Origin of the sequence: Alkalihalobacillus deserti (genome assembly GCF_020734105.1) — a bacterium.
GTDB lineage: Bacteria > Bacillota > Bacilli > Bacillales > Bacillaceae_D > Halalkalibacter > Halalkalibacter deserti.
This window is the reverse complement of record NZ_JAJAFR010000012.1, coordinates 1-16,401: the sequence shown is the minus strand read 5'-3', so window position 1 is coordinate 16,401 and position 16,401 is coordinate 1. Positions and strand designations below refer to the sequence as shown.

Annotated in this window: 20 protein-coding genes and 2 pseudogenes; 17 read left to right on the top strand and 5 right to left on the bottom strand. The window is 32.5% G+C overall.

The annotated features are described in order from the left end of the window. Positions 1 to 20: 20 nt before the first annotated feature. Positions 21 to 401 (bottom strand): annotated as a pseudogene (locus LDX58_RS17885) (processed acidic surface protein). A gap of 285 nt (positions 402 to 686) precedes the next feature. Here LDX58_RS17885 and LDX58_RS17880 point away from each other — a divergent pair. Continuing rightward, positions 687 to 1,529 (top strand): mechanosensitive ion channel domain-containing protein, encoded by an 843-nt coding sequence (locus LDX58_RS17880; RefSeq protein WP_227938180.1) that lies wholly within the window; start codon positions 687 to 689, stop codon positions 1,527 to 1,529. 467 nt (positions 1,530 to 1,996) lie between these two features. Here the strand turns inward: LDX58_RS17880 and LDX58_RS17875 are convergent, their stop codons facing one another. Then, positions 1,997 to 2,152, bottom strand: a complete 156-nt coding sequence (locus LDX58_RS17875; protein ID WP_227938179.1) for a hypothetical protein — start codon at positions 2,150 to 2,152, stop codon at positions 1,997 to 1,999. A gap of 498 nt (positions 2,153 to 2,650) precedes the next feature. On the opposite strand from LDX58_RS17875, the pseudogene LDX58_RS17870 reads away from it, so the two are divergent. After that, a pseudogene (locus LDX58_RS17870) lies at positions 2,651 to 3,051 on the top strand (tyrosine-type recombinase/integrase); the annotation flags it as partial. A gap of 599 nt (positions 3,052 to 3,650) precedes the next feature. On the opposite strand, the gene LDX58_RS17865 reads toward LDX58_RS17870, so the two are convergent. Further along, positions 3,651 to 4,133, bottom strand: a complete 483-nt coding sequence (locus LDX58_RS17865) for a restriction endonuclease (RefSeq protein WP_227938178.1) — start codon at positions 4,131 to 4,133, stop codon at positions 3,651 to 3,653. A 253-nt stretch (positions 4,134 to 4,386) separates the two neighbouring features. Between LDX58_RS17865 and comJ the strand changes: the two genes are divergently transcribed. The 12 genes from comJ (at position 4,387) to LDX58_RS17805 (ending at position 11,285) form a co-directional block, all read left to right on the top strand. Next, positions 4,387 to 4,857, top strand: coding sequence for a competence protein ComJ (comJ, locus tag LDX58_RS17860; RefSeq protein ID WP_227938177.1), 471 nt, complete (start codon positions 4,387 to 4,389; stop codon positions 4,855 to 4,857). A 58-nt stretch (positions 4,858 to 4,915) separates the two neighbouring features. Next, positions 4,916 to 5,128 (top strand): DUF7660 family protein, encoded by a 213-nt coding sequence (locus LDX58_RS17855; RefSeq protein WP_227938176.1) that lies wholly within the window; start codon positions 4,916 to 4,918, stop codon positions 5,126 to 5,128. Positions 5,129 to 5,200: 72 nt separating this feature from the next. After that, positions 5,201 to 5,485, top strand: a complete 285-nt coding sequence (locus LDX58_RS17850; protein WP_227938175.1) for a DUF1871 family protein — start codon at positions 5,201 to 5,203, stop codon at positions 5,483 to 5,485. Between the two features lie 167 nt (positions 5,486 to 5,652). After that, a complete protein-coding gene (locus LDX58_RS17845; RefSeq protein ID WP_227938174.1) occupies positions 5,653 to 6,327 on the top strand; it encodes a hypothetical protein in 675 nt (224 codons plus the stop codon). Positions 6,328 to 6,478: 151 nt separating this feature from the next. After that, positions 6,479 to 6,913: a DUF4304 domain-containing protein gene (locus LDX58_RS17840; RefSeq protein ID WP_227938173.1), complete on the top strand. Its 435-nt coding sequence runs from the start codon at positions 6,479 to 6,481 to the stop codon at positions 6,911 to 6,913. Between the two features lie 80 nt (positions 6,914 to 6,993). Further along, a complete protein-coding gene (locus LDX58_RS17835; RefSeq protein ID WP_100407836.1) occupies positions 6,994 to 7,212 on the top strand; it encodes a hypothetical protein in 219 nt (72 codons plus the stop codon). A 114-nt stretch (positions 7,213 to 7,326) separates the two neighbouring features. After that, the gene (locus tag LDX58_RS17830; RefSeq protein WP_227938172.1) at positions 7,327 to 8,205 is read left to right on the top strand and encodes a hypothetical protein; all 879 of its coding nucleotides are present in this window, start codon (positions 7,327 to 7,329) and stop codon (positions 8,203 to 8,205) included. A 140-nt stretch (positions 8,206 to 8,345) separates the two neighbouring features. Next, positions 8,346 to 9,050: a hypothetical protein gene (locus LDX58_RS17825; RefSeq protein ID WP_227938171.1), complete on the top strand. Its 705-nt coding sequence runs from the start codon at positions 8,346 to 8,348 to the stop codon at positions 9,048 to 9,050. Between the two features lie 66 nt (positions 9,051 to 9,116). Next, positions 9,117 to 9,374: a CPCC family cysteine-rich protein gene (locus LDX58_RS17820; protein WP_227938170.1), complete on the top strand. Its 258-nt coding sequence runs from the start codon at positions 9,117 to 9,119 to the stop codon at positions 9,372 to 9,374. Between the two features lie 131 nt (positions 9,375 to 9,505). Then, positions 9,506 to 9,763 (top strand): hypothetical protein, encoded by a 258-nt coding sequence (locus LDX58_RS17815; protein WP_227938169.1) that lies wholly within the window; start codon positions 9,506 to 9,508, stop codon positions 9,761 to 9,763. A 621-nt stretch (positions 9,764 to 10,384) separates the two neighbouring features. Beyond that, positions 10,385 to 10,642 (top strand): hypothetical protein, encoded by a 258-nt coding sequence (locus tag LDX58_RS17810; RefSeq protein WP_227938168.1) that lies wholly within the window; start codon positions 10,385 to 10,387, stop codon positions 10,640 to 10,642. A 136-nt stretch (positions 10,643 to 10,778) separates the two neighbouring features. Next, a complete protein-coding gene (locus tag LDX58_RS17805) occupies positions 10,779 to 11,285 on the top strand; it encodes a GrpB family protein (protein WP_227938167.1) in 507 nt (168 codons plus the stop codon). A 176-nt stretch (positions 11,286 to 11,461) separates the two neighbouring features. Here LDX58_RS17805 and LDX58_RS17800 read toward each other — a convergent pair whose 3' ends face one another. Next, positions 11,462 to 11,998: a DUF1189 family protein gene (locus LDX58_RS17800; RefSeq protein WP_227938166.1), complete on the bottom strand. Its 537-nt coding sequence runs from the start codon at positions 11,996 to 11,998 to the stop codon at positions 11,462 to 11,464. 218 nt (positions 11,999 to 12,216) lie between these two features. Here LDX58_RS17800 and LDX58_RS17795 point away from each other — a divergent pair, with 218 nt between their 5' ends. The 3 genes from LDX58_RS17795 to LDX58_RS17785 all read left to right on the top strand — a co-directional run bounded on the left by LDX58_RS17795 (position 12,217) and on the right by LDX58_RS17785 (position 13,963). Next, positions 12,217 to 12,891, top strand: coding sequence for a HEAT repeat domain-containing protein (locus LDX58_RS17795; RefSeq protein WP_227938165.1), 675 nt, complete (start codon positions 12,217 to 12,219; stop codon positions 12,889 to 12,891). Positions 12,892 to 13,036: 145 nt separating this feature from the next. Then, entirely contained in the window at positions 13,037 to 13,537 is a 501-nt protein-coding gene (locus LDX58_RS17790) for a HEAT repeat domain-containing protein (protein ID WP_227938164.1), read from the top strand. Positions 13,538 to 13,747: 210 nt separating this feature from the next. Further along, positions 13,748 to 13,963 (top strand): hypothetical protein, encoded by a 216-nt coding sequence (locus LDX58_RS17785; RefSeq protein WP_227938163.1) that lies wholly within the window; start codon positions 13,748 to 13,750, stop codon positions 13,961 to 13,963. A gap of 172 nt (positions 13,964 to 14,135) precedes the next feature. On the opposite strand, the gene LDX58_RS17780 is transcribed toward LDX58_RS17785, so the two are convergent. Further along, a complete protein-coding gene (locus LDX58_RS17780; protein WP_227938162.1) occupies positions 14,136 to 15,374 on the bottom strand; it encodes an IS110 family RNA-guided transposase in 1,239 nt (412 codons plus the stop codon). Positions 15,375 to 16,401: the final 1,027 nt, after the last annotated feature.

Sequence of the window (16,401 nt, the reverse complement as noted above, 5' to 3'; positions counted from 1 at the left end):
TTTTTATAACATTCAAATAACTAATCTTCTTCGTGGTTTAAATAATATTCAAGAGTCATATCAAGGTATTCAATAAAGTGATTATCATCTAAGCTTTCTTCAAATTCACCTATCAATGAATGAAATTTATCTTCAGTTAAGCCATGTTTTAGAAGTAAATCATTTAAGTTTTCTTCAGTAATTGGAGTTCCTAGCATGCCCTGTAAATCTTAAATCGATTCAAAATCATTTAAGGTTAGTTCATAAAAAGCTAAATATTCCTCCAATTCTTCCATAGTCCAATTGATTTCTAATAAGACTTGATTGACTTCCTCTTGTGGTGGTGCTGCCATTACAAATAGACTAGGAACTGAAAATGAAAATAATACACTACATAATAGAACTTTGTGAATCGTTTTCATACTTAATCCTCCTATATTTCAACATAAAATGTAATATTTGTTAAGAATAAGTAATTTATACAAATTGATCTGTAATTATATAAGTCATCAGCAACGTAATATGATGTAATCGGCATCGAATGGAGAGACTTTACTGATGTCTGTGAAAAGCGGTAAAATAGGTTAAATGTATGATAGCTATAGATTTATTAGTTCTAAATCTGACAAGACTTTTTGATTATGTAGCCATGAGCGAGTTACAGCTATTGAGAGTTCAAAGAAACAATATACCGGGTGGGGGTCATTATGCAAGAAATCATTCAATATTTTAATGAAAATCCTATGATTTATAAATTGCTTTTGTCTTTATTTATTTTACTTATATACATTAAACTTATAAGAATTTTCAATAAACTATTGTTCAAAACAATTAAAGACAATAGCCTATATTATACTACTCGAAAAAGACTATATTACTTGCATTCTGTAATCATATTGGTTATCTTCATTATTTTATGGTCAGAATCAAGGCTAGATCTGACAATTTATGTTGGGTTCATTTCCGCAGGAATTGCCATTGCACTTAGAGAAATATTTACCAACATAGTTGCTTTGTTAATTATTGTAATTCAAAAGCCCTTTGAAGTAGGGGATCGCGTCATTGTCAATGACCGTGCAGGGGATGTTATCGACCAAAAAATCTTTCATTTTGTTGTTATGGAAGTCACAGCCAAGACTGAAGGAGAGCAAAGTACAGGGAAAATCGTCCACATTCCTAACAATTATATCTTTTTATATGCAGTATCCAATGCTAATAAAGGCTTTAAATATATTTGGAATGAGATTGAGGTTCGACTTACAATCGATAGTGAGTGGGAAGAAGCTAAAGCTCAACTTGAAACCATCGTAAACAAACATGCGCAGCACATAACTGCGGAAGCAAAAAACAAAGTACATGAAGCTTCAAAAAAATATATGCTTCACTATCAAAACCTAACCCCAATTGTTTATATTAACGTAGAGGACGGCTTTATCAAACTTACTATACGGTACTTAACCGAACCGAGAGAGTCTAGAATTACCGAAGATATTATTTGGAATGAAATACTGTTGTATGTTAAAGAAAATAAGGCTATTAAGTTGGCATAATATACATAACAGTATATAGCTAATTAATAATATTCTAAATGTGGAATGAAATAAATTAAAAACTAACCCTAGAATGGATAAAGTAATAATACAAGGTAAAATAGCCGCTGGAATCTCTCTCCGGCTATTTTTAATTGTAATAGGGAAGCGCCCTATTCTCATTTATTATTAGGAGATGAAAATAGGAAGCTACCAGGGGTATATGGAGGAAGTTGAGTGGAAAAGAGAGGACAAACTGATACTTGTTGTCTCTTTTTCGCTGATGTAGTTTGCACTCAGCCATACTATTACTTATGTACCATCAACCGGTTCTTTTTCTGTAGAAGGTAGGATTTTATACATACAGAGAATATAACGTGGAAGAACGAAGATCATTTGGATTTAGTATTTTCAAAACGCGCCTGGCCCAAGTGTGTTAAAGCATTATACTGGGGGACAGGCACTAATGAAGTACCATGACTATTATGTTACTCGTCCGTCACACGATTTCTAAAAGACTCTTTTGTAACTAAATATTCCTCTTCTTCTATATTATTATTTTTTGTTTTTTTCATTTCGCTACCTTTTGGAAATGCACCGGGATGACTTTTTCTTTTATGGTTAAAACTCTTTCCAGTTGCCATTATGAAACCCCCTTTAAAGTTGTTGATAATTAGTCTTTTCATAAATTGTTTTACTTATGCATTGGTTGTCATACTACTCTTATCGAGGCAGGCATACTCGAAGACATTTCAGAAGCGAGAGAAGTTACATTTAGAAAAAGGGGATGATCGTTTTTTTCACCAGGTAGGCCAAATATTGGTGTAGGTGAAGCTCTTGTAGAAGCAGAAGTTATTGATTGTGCATTGAAGTTTTTAGAGAAGTAAAAAATGCGACTTAGCGTACTCGTTCGCTAAGTCGCGTTTGAAGTCAATAGTAATATGGTACTTAATGAGGTCATTTAAATTAATTTTTTCTGCATAGCGCTGTAATAGTGGTGAAAATTCTCACAAAAAGAAGGAGATACCTTTCAATTACTACGTAAAATATGATTTTGACGAAATAAAGTATAAGATTTAAAATAAGGAGGAGGTGATAGTGATGAGTAAAGATAAAAATGATCGTTTTTATGACAGAGTTGAAGAAAAGGAAACAAAGAACAATTCGTTTATTTCAGCGACCAGGCAATGCTTGATATTCAAGAATATTTAAAAATTCGCGCGGAAAGATACAATATCACTAAAGCAAATACAGCCTTATTTGTAGCATCTTCTATGGGCCCAAAAGGACTACTAAAAGACTCACCGCACGTTCAATTGAGAAGATCGCAGAAAAATATGCTAGTGCTTTTGGAAAACCTGCTTTATCTGTACATAAATTAAGACATTCATTTGCAACTAGGTACCATTTAGAAAATAATAATGTACCGCAACTAAGAAGACAATTAGGTCATTCGTCGGTTCAAACTACAATGATATACACACACCTCACAAATGACGAACTTCGCTCTGCAATTAATAAAATGGATAAAAAGGAAATGTAGAACCCCAATTCCTTTTTTAATTTCACAACTGTATATTTAAACACTAAGGTTCTAGCCCCATATAAGTTTATGTAGGGAGATTTGTTTCATTTTAATTAACCTATTGGACCAATGTAGGGAGATTTACTTCAACGGACAACAAACTTGGAGCGGGGAACTTATGGTACTTTAACTTTTGATTCTAGTTTACATAACATATATTGAGGTATGCGGTTTAAGGACTTATGAGGAACTTGACATAAATTATAGGACGACCCTATGAATTATTGATCGTGACCATGAATATTATGTTCACAATAAAAAAACATAATATTCATGGTCAAATCATATCAAACAATATTTTTTAAAACAATAAATAAATTTTTACAATAAATAAATCACACCAGATTATTTGCTATAAAACAGGGAACTCTTAACATATAAAAATTGGGAAGGGACGTTATCTTCTATTAATAATAAAAGCTAACCATTGGAAAGATCGAACAGAAGGAGAGCGTACGATCCATGTTATTTGAGTTTTTTAACTATAAAGAGTTTTATTACTAGGTTAAAAATCAAAAAGAGATTATGGAGCTTATAACAAGTATAAAAAAGAAAGCTTAAGATGGCTTTCTTTTTCGTTTAGTTATTTCACATCGAACATTATGACCATGTTCATTTAACATGTGGACTAGTCGAGGACCATCAATTAAAGTAATGGGTTTGTCCTTAGCAAAAGCCACAGAATCAGGTCCAAAATAGGAGGTCGTTACAAGAATTCCACGTGAAGCACCTTCATGATTCATTGCACCATAAAGATCACGAACTGCTCCAGGATCAACAGTATGGTTGTACCTTTTTGCCTGAATAATAAATTTACCACCCCGAATGGGATCTGGATCAAATGCTACTGCGTCAACTCCGCCTTCTCTTGATTTCCGAGTAACATTAACCTCAGCTCCGACACCATTAAAATACAGTTCAAATAATTCTCCAATTAAGTGCTCAAAATCTTCCCAATCCATTTCTGCAAAATTAGGAATCGAATTAATGCCTGCTAGTATTTCCTTGGTTTCTATAAACCGTTTGTCTGCTTTGTTCATTTCTAAAATCGGTCTGATTGGTGCAATTTGGTGGAGCGGTCCTGCTGATATACCTTTTAAATTACGAAAACAATCCTTAGGAACCACACGTTTTAGGTTTAAAGAAATAAAATCATCTTTTTTAACATGAATACTTACGATGCATGATTTAAATTCTTTACCAGTTGCGCTATCAATTGAGTTTAGTGCAAGAAGAGTTGTCTGATTAGATACGGTATAATTGATTTATTATTTATTAAAAGGATTGAATTTAATGAACGAGATGACTTTTGAAATTGATATTTTCTATTCACAATTAGCAGTATTTCAGTATGGATTAGAAAATGCATTTAATGATTGGAATGACACTCATGTTAAACAAGGTTTTGCATGGAGAGAAGGTTCTGTATCTTTTGGGACTCTTTCTGATGATGAAGAATGCAAAATTACTGTGAGAGTTACTGATAAGAAAGAAGTGGATACTGATGCTATTAGGGCAATAGCTGTACCTTTTTATATCAGTAACAAAGGAATTGAAGTTGGCTCTGTCATGGAAACAAAAGCTATTGATATTGAAGAAGGAATGTATGAGTTACTCTTTACTGTAAAACGATTAAAAAATGGATTAGGTAATTATTCATTTTCTTTCATAAAAAATAATAATCCTACGGCGAATATTATCAAAGCAGATGAAGAACTAAATCCACCATCAGTGTTGTTGTTGAACGCTGAACCAGCAATATAAAGAACTTCAACAAATGGGTGGCTTTTCTTCAATAGAGAAATGGGGTTAGTCATATTAAATGGAGATTGAAAGTATCAGAAGTAAAGAAGAACTGATTTCCTTTATTGATAAGTTAAAGAATGATTTGGTGACTAATAATACGGAGTGGGAAAACCTATCCCTTGAAGATTACTTGGAAGCAATTAAAGGTTGGATAGAGGATACATTGCCAAGTAATCCAAACTGGAGTACCATTGCCGAAATTTTAATAGCTGGGAAGTATTATGAATAATTTTCTTGCGTTAACAGGGGCTTTAATGAAATGCACTTGATATACAGCTTTCATTTCGAGGAGAGATTTTGATTGTCAAATAAAGAGCTGAAAGAAAAATACAATAAATTGTTTAATATTATTAAAAAGATAGTTAATGATTGGGACCCGATAGGTTTGCTACCTTCTGCACCTGATGATGAATATGAGTTTGAGGTAGCAAAAATAGTTACCTTGCTTAATAAAGCTGATTCGGTAGAATCTCTCGCAGATGGTATCGCAACAATTTTTACAAAGTCGTTTGATTGGAGTCTTACTAAGGAAGACTGTTTACCTGTTGCACAAAAAATATGGGGAGATACGAAATTTCGTGAGTGAATTTTTCACTAACGGAGGCGATTGTTCAACAAGAACAGTCGCTTCTTGTGCTAACGAGCAGATTAGTTCAACAAGCTGATAACCTAATAATCCAGCGAAAACAACAGTTTCATGTGGTAATATAATAAATATATAACCATTCGAATCTTTTAAGAGAGGCGATTAAAATGAAGGTAGAAATAAACTACTTCCCTCCCGAAAAAATTATTACTGTACCGAGTGCAGAAGTCACTTATCCTTTTGAGATTAACGGTGAGTTCCAATATATCGTAGATTTTTCTTGTTATATTGATGGTGAATATACAAATGCCCATGAAGAATTCTTTTGCCATTGGATGGAGAGCCCAAATTATTACCCTATTTATTCACTTGCGGAAGTCTATGATTTTCAACAAGCAGAGTACGAAGATATGTTTAAAATGCAAAGTATAGAGTTCAATTATATAAAGGGGAGTCGTAAAGATACCTTTTTTGTAAAGGCAATTATCCGCAGCCCGAAGCAATTTAAAGAATATTATCCTTATTTGCACGCGAATGGGAGTATGTTGAACCTATCATTTTGGTCCTTAAAACAAGATGTGTTCAGACTAGAGGAAAGGGAACGTGAGTCACCTTATCCTGTAAAAAGGACTGAAAATAACCGAACCAGACTCGTTAAACTAAAATGGATAGCCAATACCCCGATAGCAACTTCAACTGAAAATTCAACTATTTTTTTGGTAGGGTATGATGGCGATTATATAACCGCATTCTCAAATGATGGACACTTTTCAACAATAGACTCTCTCCAAAAAATAATGCCAGAAAAGGTCGAGCTGGTGACTGATTATGAGTGGGAGTAACGTTCTCCCATTCAATACACTTGTTGCACTAACGGGTGCGATTACTCGGTGGGCAGTCGCTTCTTGTGCTAACGAGCAGAATAGTAAAAGAAGGAAAAGAGAATTACGCATAGAATATTTGTCGTTAAAGAACAAAGAGGAGAAAATCCTAATGGAAACTACGGAATTTAAAAAGATAGTGGATGAAATTGTTGTCTCTAACGGATTGATAAAAAGGAGAAATAGTTATTATTTAGAAGGTAAAGATTTAATGATTGTACTTGGGTTGCAAAAATCAAGCTATTCTTCAGGCTTTTACTTTAATTTGGGATATATAATAAAAGTCTTGATTGATAAGCAATACCCTAACCATACTGACGGAAATGTACGGTTGAGATTTGATTTTGAACTGGACGGTAAAACCACCGACATTGTTGATATGCAAGATGTGTTAAAAGACCAATTTATTAGTGAATTAGTAAAAAACATCAAGCACTATGTATCTCCAATAACAAGCATTGAGGCTTTAAAAAATCTTATTTTAGAAGAACCTGTTCTCTTATATCAGACTACGCTGACTACAAAACAATTCCTTAAAATTGAATAGTTCTTAAACGGGTGGAGTTTAGTTGAATGATTTTTCCGAAATTACGGTATTATTTTTTAAGTATGGGTGGTGATTTTTAAGTGAGTAAAATTAAAATACGGGTTCAAGATACTATCATAGAAATCAAAGAAAACGAAAGGTATTATATTGAAGTTGAGGATAGAACCTTTATCGGTACAATCCTTGAGAATATGGATTTTGACTACAACGGTCGGGTATTCTTTTACATCCTCACTGATGAAGAAAACGAAGATTATCAAATAGTAGAAGATGAAATTATAAAAATAAAAAAACTTTAAGTAAACTATTGTCTTATTGTGCTAACGGAGCAGGTTAATTGAATAAAGACTTTCTATAAGATACATGATAAACAGATAAGAGTTTTTCTAAATTGAACAGAGGTGTGGTAAGTAATGAAATTAATTAATTTGTTTAATGTCATAATAACCACAATTTTATTATTTTGTTTTAGTATTAGTGTTGTAATTTCATATTTAAATTCATCTGAATTTTTCCCTGAGTTTATTTCGTTCTTAAAGTTGGTATTTCCCACCTTTATTATCGCAGGTCTAATAGTAGCGTTAGTATATACTAAGTTAAAAAGCAAAAGACAACTTCACTATTTTCAAAGTCTTTTGCTTTTCGCTTTACTTGGAATTTTAAGTAGCTCTTTTTATATGATTTTATTAAATATTCCTTTAGAGATACTTCATATTCATTTGCTAAGTGTTTATGGGGCTATTTTATTTTTTCATGTGCATTTATTATATAGCTGGCTTAGTTTCTCAACTTCTATGACTAAAGGTTTTAGCAGGGTTATTTACTTTGTGTTTGTTCTGATAAATATCCTCGTCATTTACTTGTTCTTTTCTGTATCAATAGAAAAACCTATTCAAACATTTAACGATTTAAATGTACTTAAAGAAAACGTTCCTTTTAAAATTCAAACACCCAATCCGCCTGACAATGTTACTTTGGATTTTGGGGATATAGAAAGAAGAGGCGGAAAAATAGAACGAATTACATTATATTACAAAGAGACTGAAAAGGAATTTTTTAGTTATGATGATAAAGATGAGCGGGGTTTTCTTTTGTTTATTGAAAAAGATAATTTGCCTTACCAGTACAATGATTGGGAAAGAACATCAATCGATAATCGAACCGTGTATATAGAATATCCGTCAGATGATATTAATAATGCTATGGTAATGTGGCAGAGCGATAAATTTAGTTATTCTCTCATGGGAAGTGACATTGATTATCTGTTAGAGATTGCAAAAACAACAAAATAATTCTAATTCTTCTTCAACAAACGGGTACAAGGCTTTAACAAGGCATCGCTTTCCCTGTTCCACTAACATGGCAGGTTAATGGAAGAAGCCGAAAAGGTTATACTATAAAAAGAGAAAACTGATTTTAGAGGGGGAATTAAATGCCTATTAGAAAAATTGGAGACTTTTATGTAAACATTGAAGATGGAAAAAAGCAATTAGGAATAGATTCAAATAATATAAGTGGTTGTATTAAAGAATATAAAAGTGGTAAATACGATGGTGTATTCGGTAACAATGGTTATGGTTTTAAAGAAGATAACTTTGATTTTCTACATGAATTAAGTGATGTAAAAAAAATATGGTTTTGGGACGTTGATTTAAAAAATGTAGAAGGAATTTATTCATTAAAATCATTAGAACATTTTGGTGTTCATGGTAAAAGAAAAGGTATTAACTTTGCTATGTTAGAGAACTTAACTGAAATATCTACCGACTGGATTTCTAAAGACGAAAACATGGATAGTTGCATTCATATCGAGAATTTTTACCTTTGGCACCATAAACCCAAAGAGAAGAGTTTTGAGAAATACAGATTTCCAAACTGTTCAAACGAAGTTCATCTAAATTGGTCTAATGTCTCTGATTTCACTACCTTAAATGGACTAAAAGGGATGAAAAAACTTGAAATTCATAGGTCACGAAATTTAATTTCTTTAAAAGGGATCGAGAACTATCAAGATACATTAGAAGAAGTTTTTGTGGATACATGTGGAAATCTATCTGAATATAACTTTTTAAGAGATTTCCTTAAACTGAAATTAGCAGTTGTTAATGGCGATGTTTTAAGAAATGAGACTGATTAACGTTATTAAGCTAACGGGTGCGATTGTTTAAAATTTGAACACTAAAGCAGGGTAAGGTGAAAAGATATGAGAAAAAACAAATATTTTTGTCCATGTTGTGGTTATAAAACAATAGGAACAAAACCACCTGGGACTTACGAGATTTGTGACATCTGTTTTTGGGAAGACGACGATGTGCAATTTAATAACCCTGATTATGAAGGCGGTGCAAACGAACCTTCTTTACGACAATATCAAAAAGGTTTTTTAGAAGGACGTTTTTTAAATCGCAAGCCTAGTGATAAAGATGAGCGTAATCCAAACTGGAAACCGTTTGAAAACTGAACTCTTCTTATGCTAACGGAGAGCATTAGTTTAGGAGCTGTTGCAATGGCAGTTCCTATTGTTGTTGAAGTAACGGAGCAGGTTTGTTTAAGAAAGAAAAAGTTAAACACACTATATTTGAGGTGTTATTTATGTTTTGGATATGGATAATGTTCATATTTATTTTTTTGCTGGGCTTAGTTATGGTTTGGTACGGTCTATTTAGATATAACAAAAAGCAACATTATAAAGAACGTAAAAATGATAATGGTTCAGGTATGATTGAAGCAGATTTATTTACCAGAGTTATTTTGTCTTTCCCTTGGTGGGTGAATAAAGCCTTTCAAATACTACTTGGTTTATTGTTAATATTTTGGGCAATTTATGTGTTATTTTATGCCCCAAGGTAATTCAACTAACGGGAGCAAATAATCAATAAGGAGTTGTCGATGCGGCAGCTCCTATTGTGTTAAAGTACCCTTATCTACAGTAAGGATTGGTATATTTTTCTTGAATAAATGCAGAATGCTTTTTGTTACGATATTTTATGAGGTGAGTAAAATTGAAACTTCCGAAGTGTAAAGAATGTGGTCATCAATTCGTCTGGAAGGAAATTATAAAATCACAATGGCGTTATGGGTTTAAAGCAATCCAATGTAAGATATGTGATACAAAATTTGCTATAAAGAATTCATTCTTACTCTACTTACTACTTTTTATGGGACCTACTTTAATATCACAGTTAGTTTTAAAGAAATATTTCATCCCGAAGGATTTATCATTAACTCCTTTAAGTTTTATTATTGAACTACCACCTCTAATAATTATGATGATGATGATTTCTCTAATAATTCCGTATTTCGTGAAATTAGGTACTCCTATAAAAGAATGAACGGAATTTATAACTACTTCTTCAACTATTGGGAGCGATTGCTCAATAAGAGCAGTCGCTTCTTGTGCTAATGGAGCAGTTTAATTGAATAAGCATATTGCCGTTACTTATAGTTAAAATTAGTAGATGGAGGTGAAATATGTTGTTTAACATACTCTTTATCTTATTTTTAATTATCTGTATATTAGCGGGACTTGGCTTTATATTTATTTCTATCTTTGGAAGTGAAGATTTTATAAATAAAGCAGACTGGGATGGGTTTACTATGTGGGATGCTCTGCTTGATAACTTTTATAAACAATCACCAATGCTTATGAAAAGAATAGTTATCTTTTTAATCGGCTTTTTATTAGCAGGTTTATTTTCACTATTTTTGTATTGGGAGTTAACAGGATAAACGATATTAAGCTAACGGATGCGATGCTTGAACAGTGAAGCATCGCTTTCCTTGTTCCACTAACTGGCAGTATAGTGGAACAAGAGTCTTTAAGTATGGTATTGTATTCCAATGTGAAAATTAAAGGAGGAATAAGATGTTAGGCTTACCAAAAGGAGAGGTCTTCTTAGTTCCTTGGACAAATGAGTGGAACAAAGAATTTTTATTAGAAAAAGAAAAAATACAAGATAAAATAGGTGAATACATAATGGATATTCACCACATTGGAAGTACATCAATAAAACATTTAAGTGCAAAACCAATAATTGACATAGCGATAGAAATCAAAGATTTTAACGATGGAGAAAAAACTTCCTCACCTTTAGAGAAGTTGGGATATTCATATAAAGGAAGAAACATTTTGCCTGATAGACATTATTTTAGTAAGGGTGAACCAAGAACCCATCAAATCCACATGTATCAATGTGGGAATATATATTTACTTGAACAGCTAAAGTTTAGAGATTATATGAGAGAGAATGATGAAGTAAGAATTCAATATGAACGGCTCAAGCTCAATTTAGCGACATTGCATAAAAGTAATAAACATAAATACGCAGAAGAGAAAACTGCTTTTGTTAAATCAATATTAGAAAAGATTTAAAAGGTATCTTTACTAAGCTAAAGGGTAGCATTCCTTCAACGAGGAATGCTTTTTTTCTATGTCAATAAAAAGGAAATTAATGTTAAACTAAAGAAGCAGGTTACTTCAAGAACAGGAGATACAAATAAAGTCTGCTTCTAAGAATATAAATAAAAAGCAGACTTTACTTTTGTACATTATTTTTCAAATTGCACTTTGTAGTTATTTATCCCAAACCACAAGTAAAATGCAGATAAAAGATAATATAAGTAAAAAGGAAAATAGACATCAAAAATTACTAAACAAAAGACATTAAGAATGGACGGAAGTGTTAATGAATAGATAGCCATAATATACAGGCTTTTAAAAGGGATATTAACCTTTTGTATTGAAGACAATATCTTCCCGATAAAACCAATTATGATTGCACTAATTAACTTTCCTACCCAAAACCATACAATGGAAACTAAAATGAGTGTTATCGTTAGAACTATTGGCAATGTATTTTCAAGCTTTTCAAATAAAGTTGGAGAGAATTCCTCGGAAATAGCAATCATCGCCTCTTGTGTTATCTCAATTCCCTCTTGAAAATACTGTATTGCACCAAAAATAACTGAAAAGAATAATAGGTACAGTAATGCTGTTTTTAAACCTTGCTTCGCCATAAATGGATAACTTTTTACCTTTAGAATGCTATAAATTAACCTTGAAAAGAAATTCATCTTTTTATTCATATAATCACTCCTAATACATAATTGTTCCCATTTGTCATATAAAATACTGACTTATTGAGAAAATGTTGTTCAGCTAACGGGTACGTTTCTGTAACAGCAGCAGAAATGCTTTTTTACTAACGTGGCAGGATAGTTCAACAAGGATTCAAATAGAAAAACTGCGTTTTTTTAGGGTAAACTTTTAATAAAGCATCTAGAATTTGAGGGGAGTATAGAATTTGGAAGACGTACTAAAAAAACTAAATGAAGAAGAAAATACTTATAAACTATCCATGCTCCTTGAAAAAATTGCACAAGGAGAAATTGAAGATTGTTCTCCAATCATTAAATTCCTTAACGATAAACGTCCTGCGGTCAGACATTCAGCAATTGAAGCATTAAGAGCGTGTAAAAGTCCTGCCGCAGAAAATGCTCTCATAAAAGTGATAACTGAATCGCAAGATGAGTATGACCTTATTTATGCTAATGCCGTATTATCTAAGATTGGTACAAATAAAGCCGTTCCTCATCTCATTAATTTACTTGAACATCATAAAGGAGACGTTAAATGTTCAGCTTTATGGGCACTAAAAGAAATAGGGGATGCTTCTTTGCTTCCGTCTTTTTTAGAGGCTTTACAAGACCGTTCTGCTAATGTTAAAGGATATGCCATGTTAGGTATCGATAGACATGGGAATGAAACTGCTATTAAACCTGTTATCGAACGTATAAAGACTATGTTAAAAAGAAAAAGGACTATTGAAAGTGATGACCTAATATTAGCACTAGGGTTTCTTATTCGTTTTGAAGAAGACAATGAGGAAATTCATAAGTTATTTGATTGGATAAAATCAAAAAAATGGGATTTTCTATTTGATATGGAAAAGGAATGGATAATTAAAAATATTAATTAGGATTAAGTAACTCTTTTCAGCTAACGGGTGCATAACCGCAACAAGGGTAATGCTTTTTTCTTTAAGTGAAGGGAGAATAGTAGAGTAGAACCAGTGTTATAATCAATTTCATTACAGTTAATTACAAGGAGCTTGGATAAGTTATATGGATATCAACTTGTTAAGATTTGCAATGGAAAATGATAAGCTTGATGAAGCAGAAAACATATTAGAGGAAATTGGTACAAGTAAGAATATAGAGGCTATCCCTTTACTTATTGAATACTTAAAAACCACAGAAAATGTTCTATTAAGAAATTCAATTGCTTTGACGTTAAGTGATATAGGAAACGAAGAAGCAGTACAACCGTTAATTGATGTGATTAATGACCCAAAAACTTTAGGAAGTAGAGGGACACTGCTATATGCACTGGAACCTTTTGATTGTTCAGCACATTTAGAAACGCTAATTTATCATTTGATAACTGGAAACTTTGAAGTACAAGCCCAGGCATTTCAACTAATAGAATCCATTAATGATGAAGTATCTGATGAAATATTATTGAAATGTATTGTAAAGGTAAAAGATGAACTAAATGAAATAAAACGGCAACAGGAAATACTGTCAGATACCTTAGAAACGTTGTTTTCTTTTAAGAAAATATAATTAAATCTTGTTTCACTAACGGGAGCGTTCCTGTAATAAAAGCAGGAACGTTTTTTTCTTTTACCTCCTAAATAAAAGGAAATTAATGTTAAGATAAAATAAAGTATTAGGTGTTATTCAACTATCGAAGCAGATTGCTCAATAAGAAGGATAGTAGAAATATTAAATTACAATAAAAGTTTATTTATAATTTGAAGGAGGTATTTAAAATTGAAAGAATTTATTGGAACATTTTTAGCTTGTATAGTTATTTGTTGGATTTTTGCATTTTTCTTCCTCGGTCTTATTGTAGAAAATATTTGGGCTTTAATTATTCTTATTTCATTCGTATTAGCAGTGTTTATTACAGTATTTATAAAGCAAGAATCCAGAATTGAAGAATTAGAAAAGAAGATGGAAGAGTTATTAAATAACAAAGAGGATTAAGGTATGTCTGATATTGTGAACCATTGTACTTAAATTAAACCAGCTAATAGTTTGTCAACATTTTTCAATAAAAATATAAAAACATACATGATATACTAAAATTGCTTATACCAAATAACCTTCCTTTATACTGAAATTGGAAGGTTTTGTTGTATTTAGTTAGATATAGTTCCTAGGCTATATCTTGGAAAGTAGTTCTGCTTTTTAGTAAGGCATAAATCCAGTGTAAGAGTTTATTTACACAGGCAATAACGGCTACTCTGAAGGGTTTTCCTTCTTCGCGTTTCTTATCATAAAACTCTCTTAGTCTTTTATTGCGTGCAATGATCTCATCAGTCGTTTTCTTTTTACGGGCATCACGAATACCACTTTGAACAGCCATATACAAGGCGTGACGTAGCCTACAAGAACCTCGTTTGGTAATTCGATTAACGGATGCAGTAAACTTACCAGAAGAGTAAACACTAGGATCTACTCCAGCGAATGCAACAAGTTTTTTGGCATCATTAAACCGATCTATCTCTCCAACTTCAGAAATAATCGTTGCCGCGATTTTTTCTCCGATTCCAGGAATAGATTGGAGGATTTCATATTCTTCAACTTCACTAGCGAGGGCATCTATTTCATCCGCAATTTTTGAAAGGTGCTCTTGGTATTGAAGAACAATGCTAATCAACATTTCAAGATTAAAGATGTGACTTTGGTAAAGGTTGTTTTGAAACGGGTTACGAAGGGCTGCTTCTCTTAACTTTTTGGCTCTTTTGTTTGCCCATAGCTCTGAACGACTCATACATAGCGAAGCTATTTTTTCAGTTAGTTCTTTTTCGCTCACATTTAAAACAGCCTCAGAAGTTGGAAATGCCAGTAGAGTAAGTAATGATACTTTTGAATACAGACTTCCAAATACACCTCTATACTCAGGGAATACCTGATCTATTAGTGAATGGAGCTGTAACTTTGTCTTGGCTGATATTTCCGCAATACTTTCCTGTTGTCTTGTTAGATTGCGAAGGTTTAAGAGTTTTATTCCTCGTTTTTTATAAGGCTCTAACTCTTCTTTATAGAACAACTCACAAAGATGATAAGCATCAACTGCATCTGTTTTCACCTTTCGTAAACTTGAACTTTTGGCTCTATGTGAGATAAGAGGATTAACAATAATATAAACATAATTTTGTTCCTCCAAAAACTGAATAACGGGAGTATGGTAATGTCCAGTTGACTCTAAAACGACCGCAGGTTGATGACCACCAGCTGATTTTTCTACTTCTTGTAGGAATAGTAGTAAATTCCCCAACCCTTCAATATTATGTTGAATACTAAAACTCTTACGATAAGATTTTCCCTTGTCCAAAAAAGCTTGAACCTGACTTTCTCCTTTTGATACATCCAGACCAATGACTGGATTCATAATTGAATCTCCTCCTAGAAAATAAATTAGTCGGTAACCCCTAGAGCTGCTTGTAATGTCATAGGTTCGCTTGTTAAACGGGATCAATGTCCCAACCAGCCTGAAACATGTTCATACAAGTAGGGGGCGAACAGTTTAACTAACGAGATCGAGTCTCACGGGTGCGACGTTCTACCCCGACTACCGTTATCGTAAGACCAAATAGAAAAAGGTCAACCAGAAAAATCTGGCTAACCTTATATTACGAACGGGTGCAAGAGTTGAACAGGGGATAGTCGATTACGGCGATCCTCTTTCTTTATACATAAAGAGTCATTGAAATTTTATGTTAAAATTAATATGTGAAGAGTTGTACTTAAATTAACGGTTAAACAACGATTGAGAAGCGTGTGGTATAATTTGGTAATAAGGAACTATTAGTGCTAAACCATTTAAGGGGGATAATTATGTCGTATATTTCGTTTTTTATAGGCGTTATTCTTAGTTTTCTAAGTTCATCAATATATCTGTTTCCTAGTAAAGAGATTTTTTATGATTTACTAATGTTTATAGAGACTAGGTTTCCAATTATAGCTGGCATAGGGATATTATTTGGAGTAATTCAGTTAGTAAGAGGGGCATTAAAAAAAGTCGACTCCTCAAAATGGTTATTACTTTCAGTAATAGGCATTATACTATGTACCCTTAATGCTGGAGTTTATTATTTCTATTGGAATTTTAGTTAGTAACTATTAAACAAGGTTAACTTAAATTTTATTGAACGGGTGCGATTGCTAAATAAGCGCAGTCCGCTATTTTATTATCCGAGCAGGTTACTCGAAGAAGGGTTTTCTTAAACTTCAGAAGACCGTTGATATAGATACTATATTAGAAGAGCCGTCATAAGACGCTCTTTTTTTTGTTTCAGATCCATTGTTTTTTCATAGAAAAAGTTGAAACTTTTTTATAATATTTTCACTCTAATAAGCGGAAAGGAGGTTAAATTGATGAATGAACTTACACTAATTAAAAAGGCGATAAAAGGAAA

Excerpts from the sequence above, each read along its gene's own strand:
- LDX58_RS17880 (WP_227938180.1), top strand. The coding sequence starts at position 687 with ATGCAAGAAATCATTCAATATTTTAATGAAAATCCTATGATTTATAAA.
- LDX58_RS17875 (WP_227938179.1), bottom strand. The coding sequence starts at position 2,152 with ATGGCAACTGGAAAGAGTTTTAACCATAAAAGAAAAAGTCATCCCGGT.
- LDX58_RS17865 (WP_227938178.1), bottom strand. The coding sequence starts at position 4,133 with ATGAACAAAGCAGACAAACGGTTTATAGAAACCAAGGAAATACTAGCA.
- comJ (WP_227938177.1), top strand. The coding sequence starts at position 4,387 with ATGAACGAGATGACTTTTGAAATTGATATTTTCTATTCACAATTAGCA.
- LDX58_RS17855 (WP_227938176.1), top strand. The coding sequence starts at position 4,916 with ATGGAGATTGAAAGTATCAGAAGTAAAGAAGAACTGATTTCCTTTATT.
- LDX58_RS17845 (WP_227938174.1), top strand. The coding sequence starts at position 5,653 with ATGAAGGTAGAAATAAACTACTTCCCTCCCGAAAAAATTATTACTGTA.
- LDX58_RS17840 (WP_227938173.1), top strand. The coding sequence starts at position 6,479 with ATGGAAACTACGGAATTTAAAAAGATAGTGGATGAAATTGTTGTCTCT.
- LDX58_RS17830 (WP_227938172.1), top strand. The coding sequence starts at position 7,327 with ATGAAATTAATTAATTTGTTTAATGTCATAATAACCACAATTTTATTA.
- LDX58_RS17825 (WP_227938171.1), top strand. The coding sequence starts at position 8,346 with ATGCCTATTAGAAAAATTGGAGACTTTTATGTAAACATTGAAGATGGA.
- LDX58_RS17820 (WP_227938170.1), top strand. The coding sequence starts at position 9,117 with ATGAGAAAAAACAAATATTTTTGTCCATGTTGTGGTTATAAAACAATA.
- LDX58_RS17815 (WP_227938169.1), top strand. The coding sequence starts at position 9,506 with ATGTTTTGGATATGGATAATGTTCATATTTATTTTTTTGCTGGGCTTA.
- LDX58_RS17810 (WP_227938168.1), top strand. The coding sequence starts at position 10,385 with ATGTTGTTTAACATACTCTTTATCTTATTTTTAATTATCTGTATATTA.
- LDX58_RS17805 (WP_227938167.1), top strand. The coding sequence starts at position 10,779 with ATGTTAGGCTTACCAAAAGGAGAGGTCTTCTTAGTTCCTTGGACAAAT.
- LDX58_RS17800 (WP_227938166.1), bottom strand. The coding sequence starts at position 11,998 with ATGAATAAAAAGATGAATTTCTTTTCAAGGTTAATTTATAGCATTCTA.
- LDX58_RS17790 (WP_227938164.1), top strand. The coding sequence starts at position 13,037 with ATGGATATCAACTTGTTAAGATTTGCAATGGAAAATGATAAGCTTGAT.
- LDX58_RS17780 (WP_227938162.1), bottom strand. The coding sequence starts at position 15,374 with ATGAATCCAGTCATTGGTCTGGATGTATCAAAAGGAGAAAGTCAGGTT.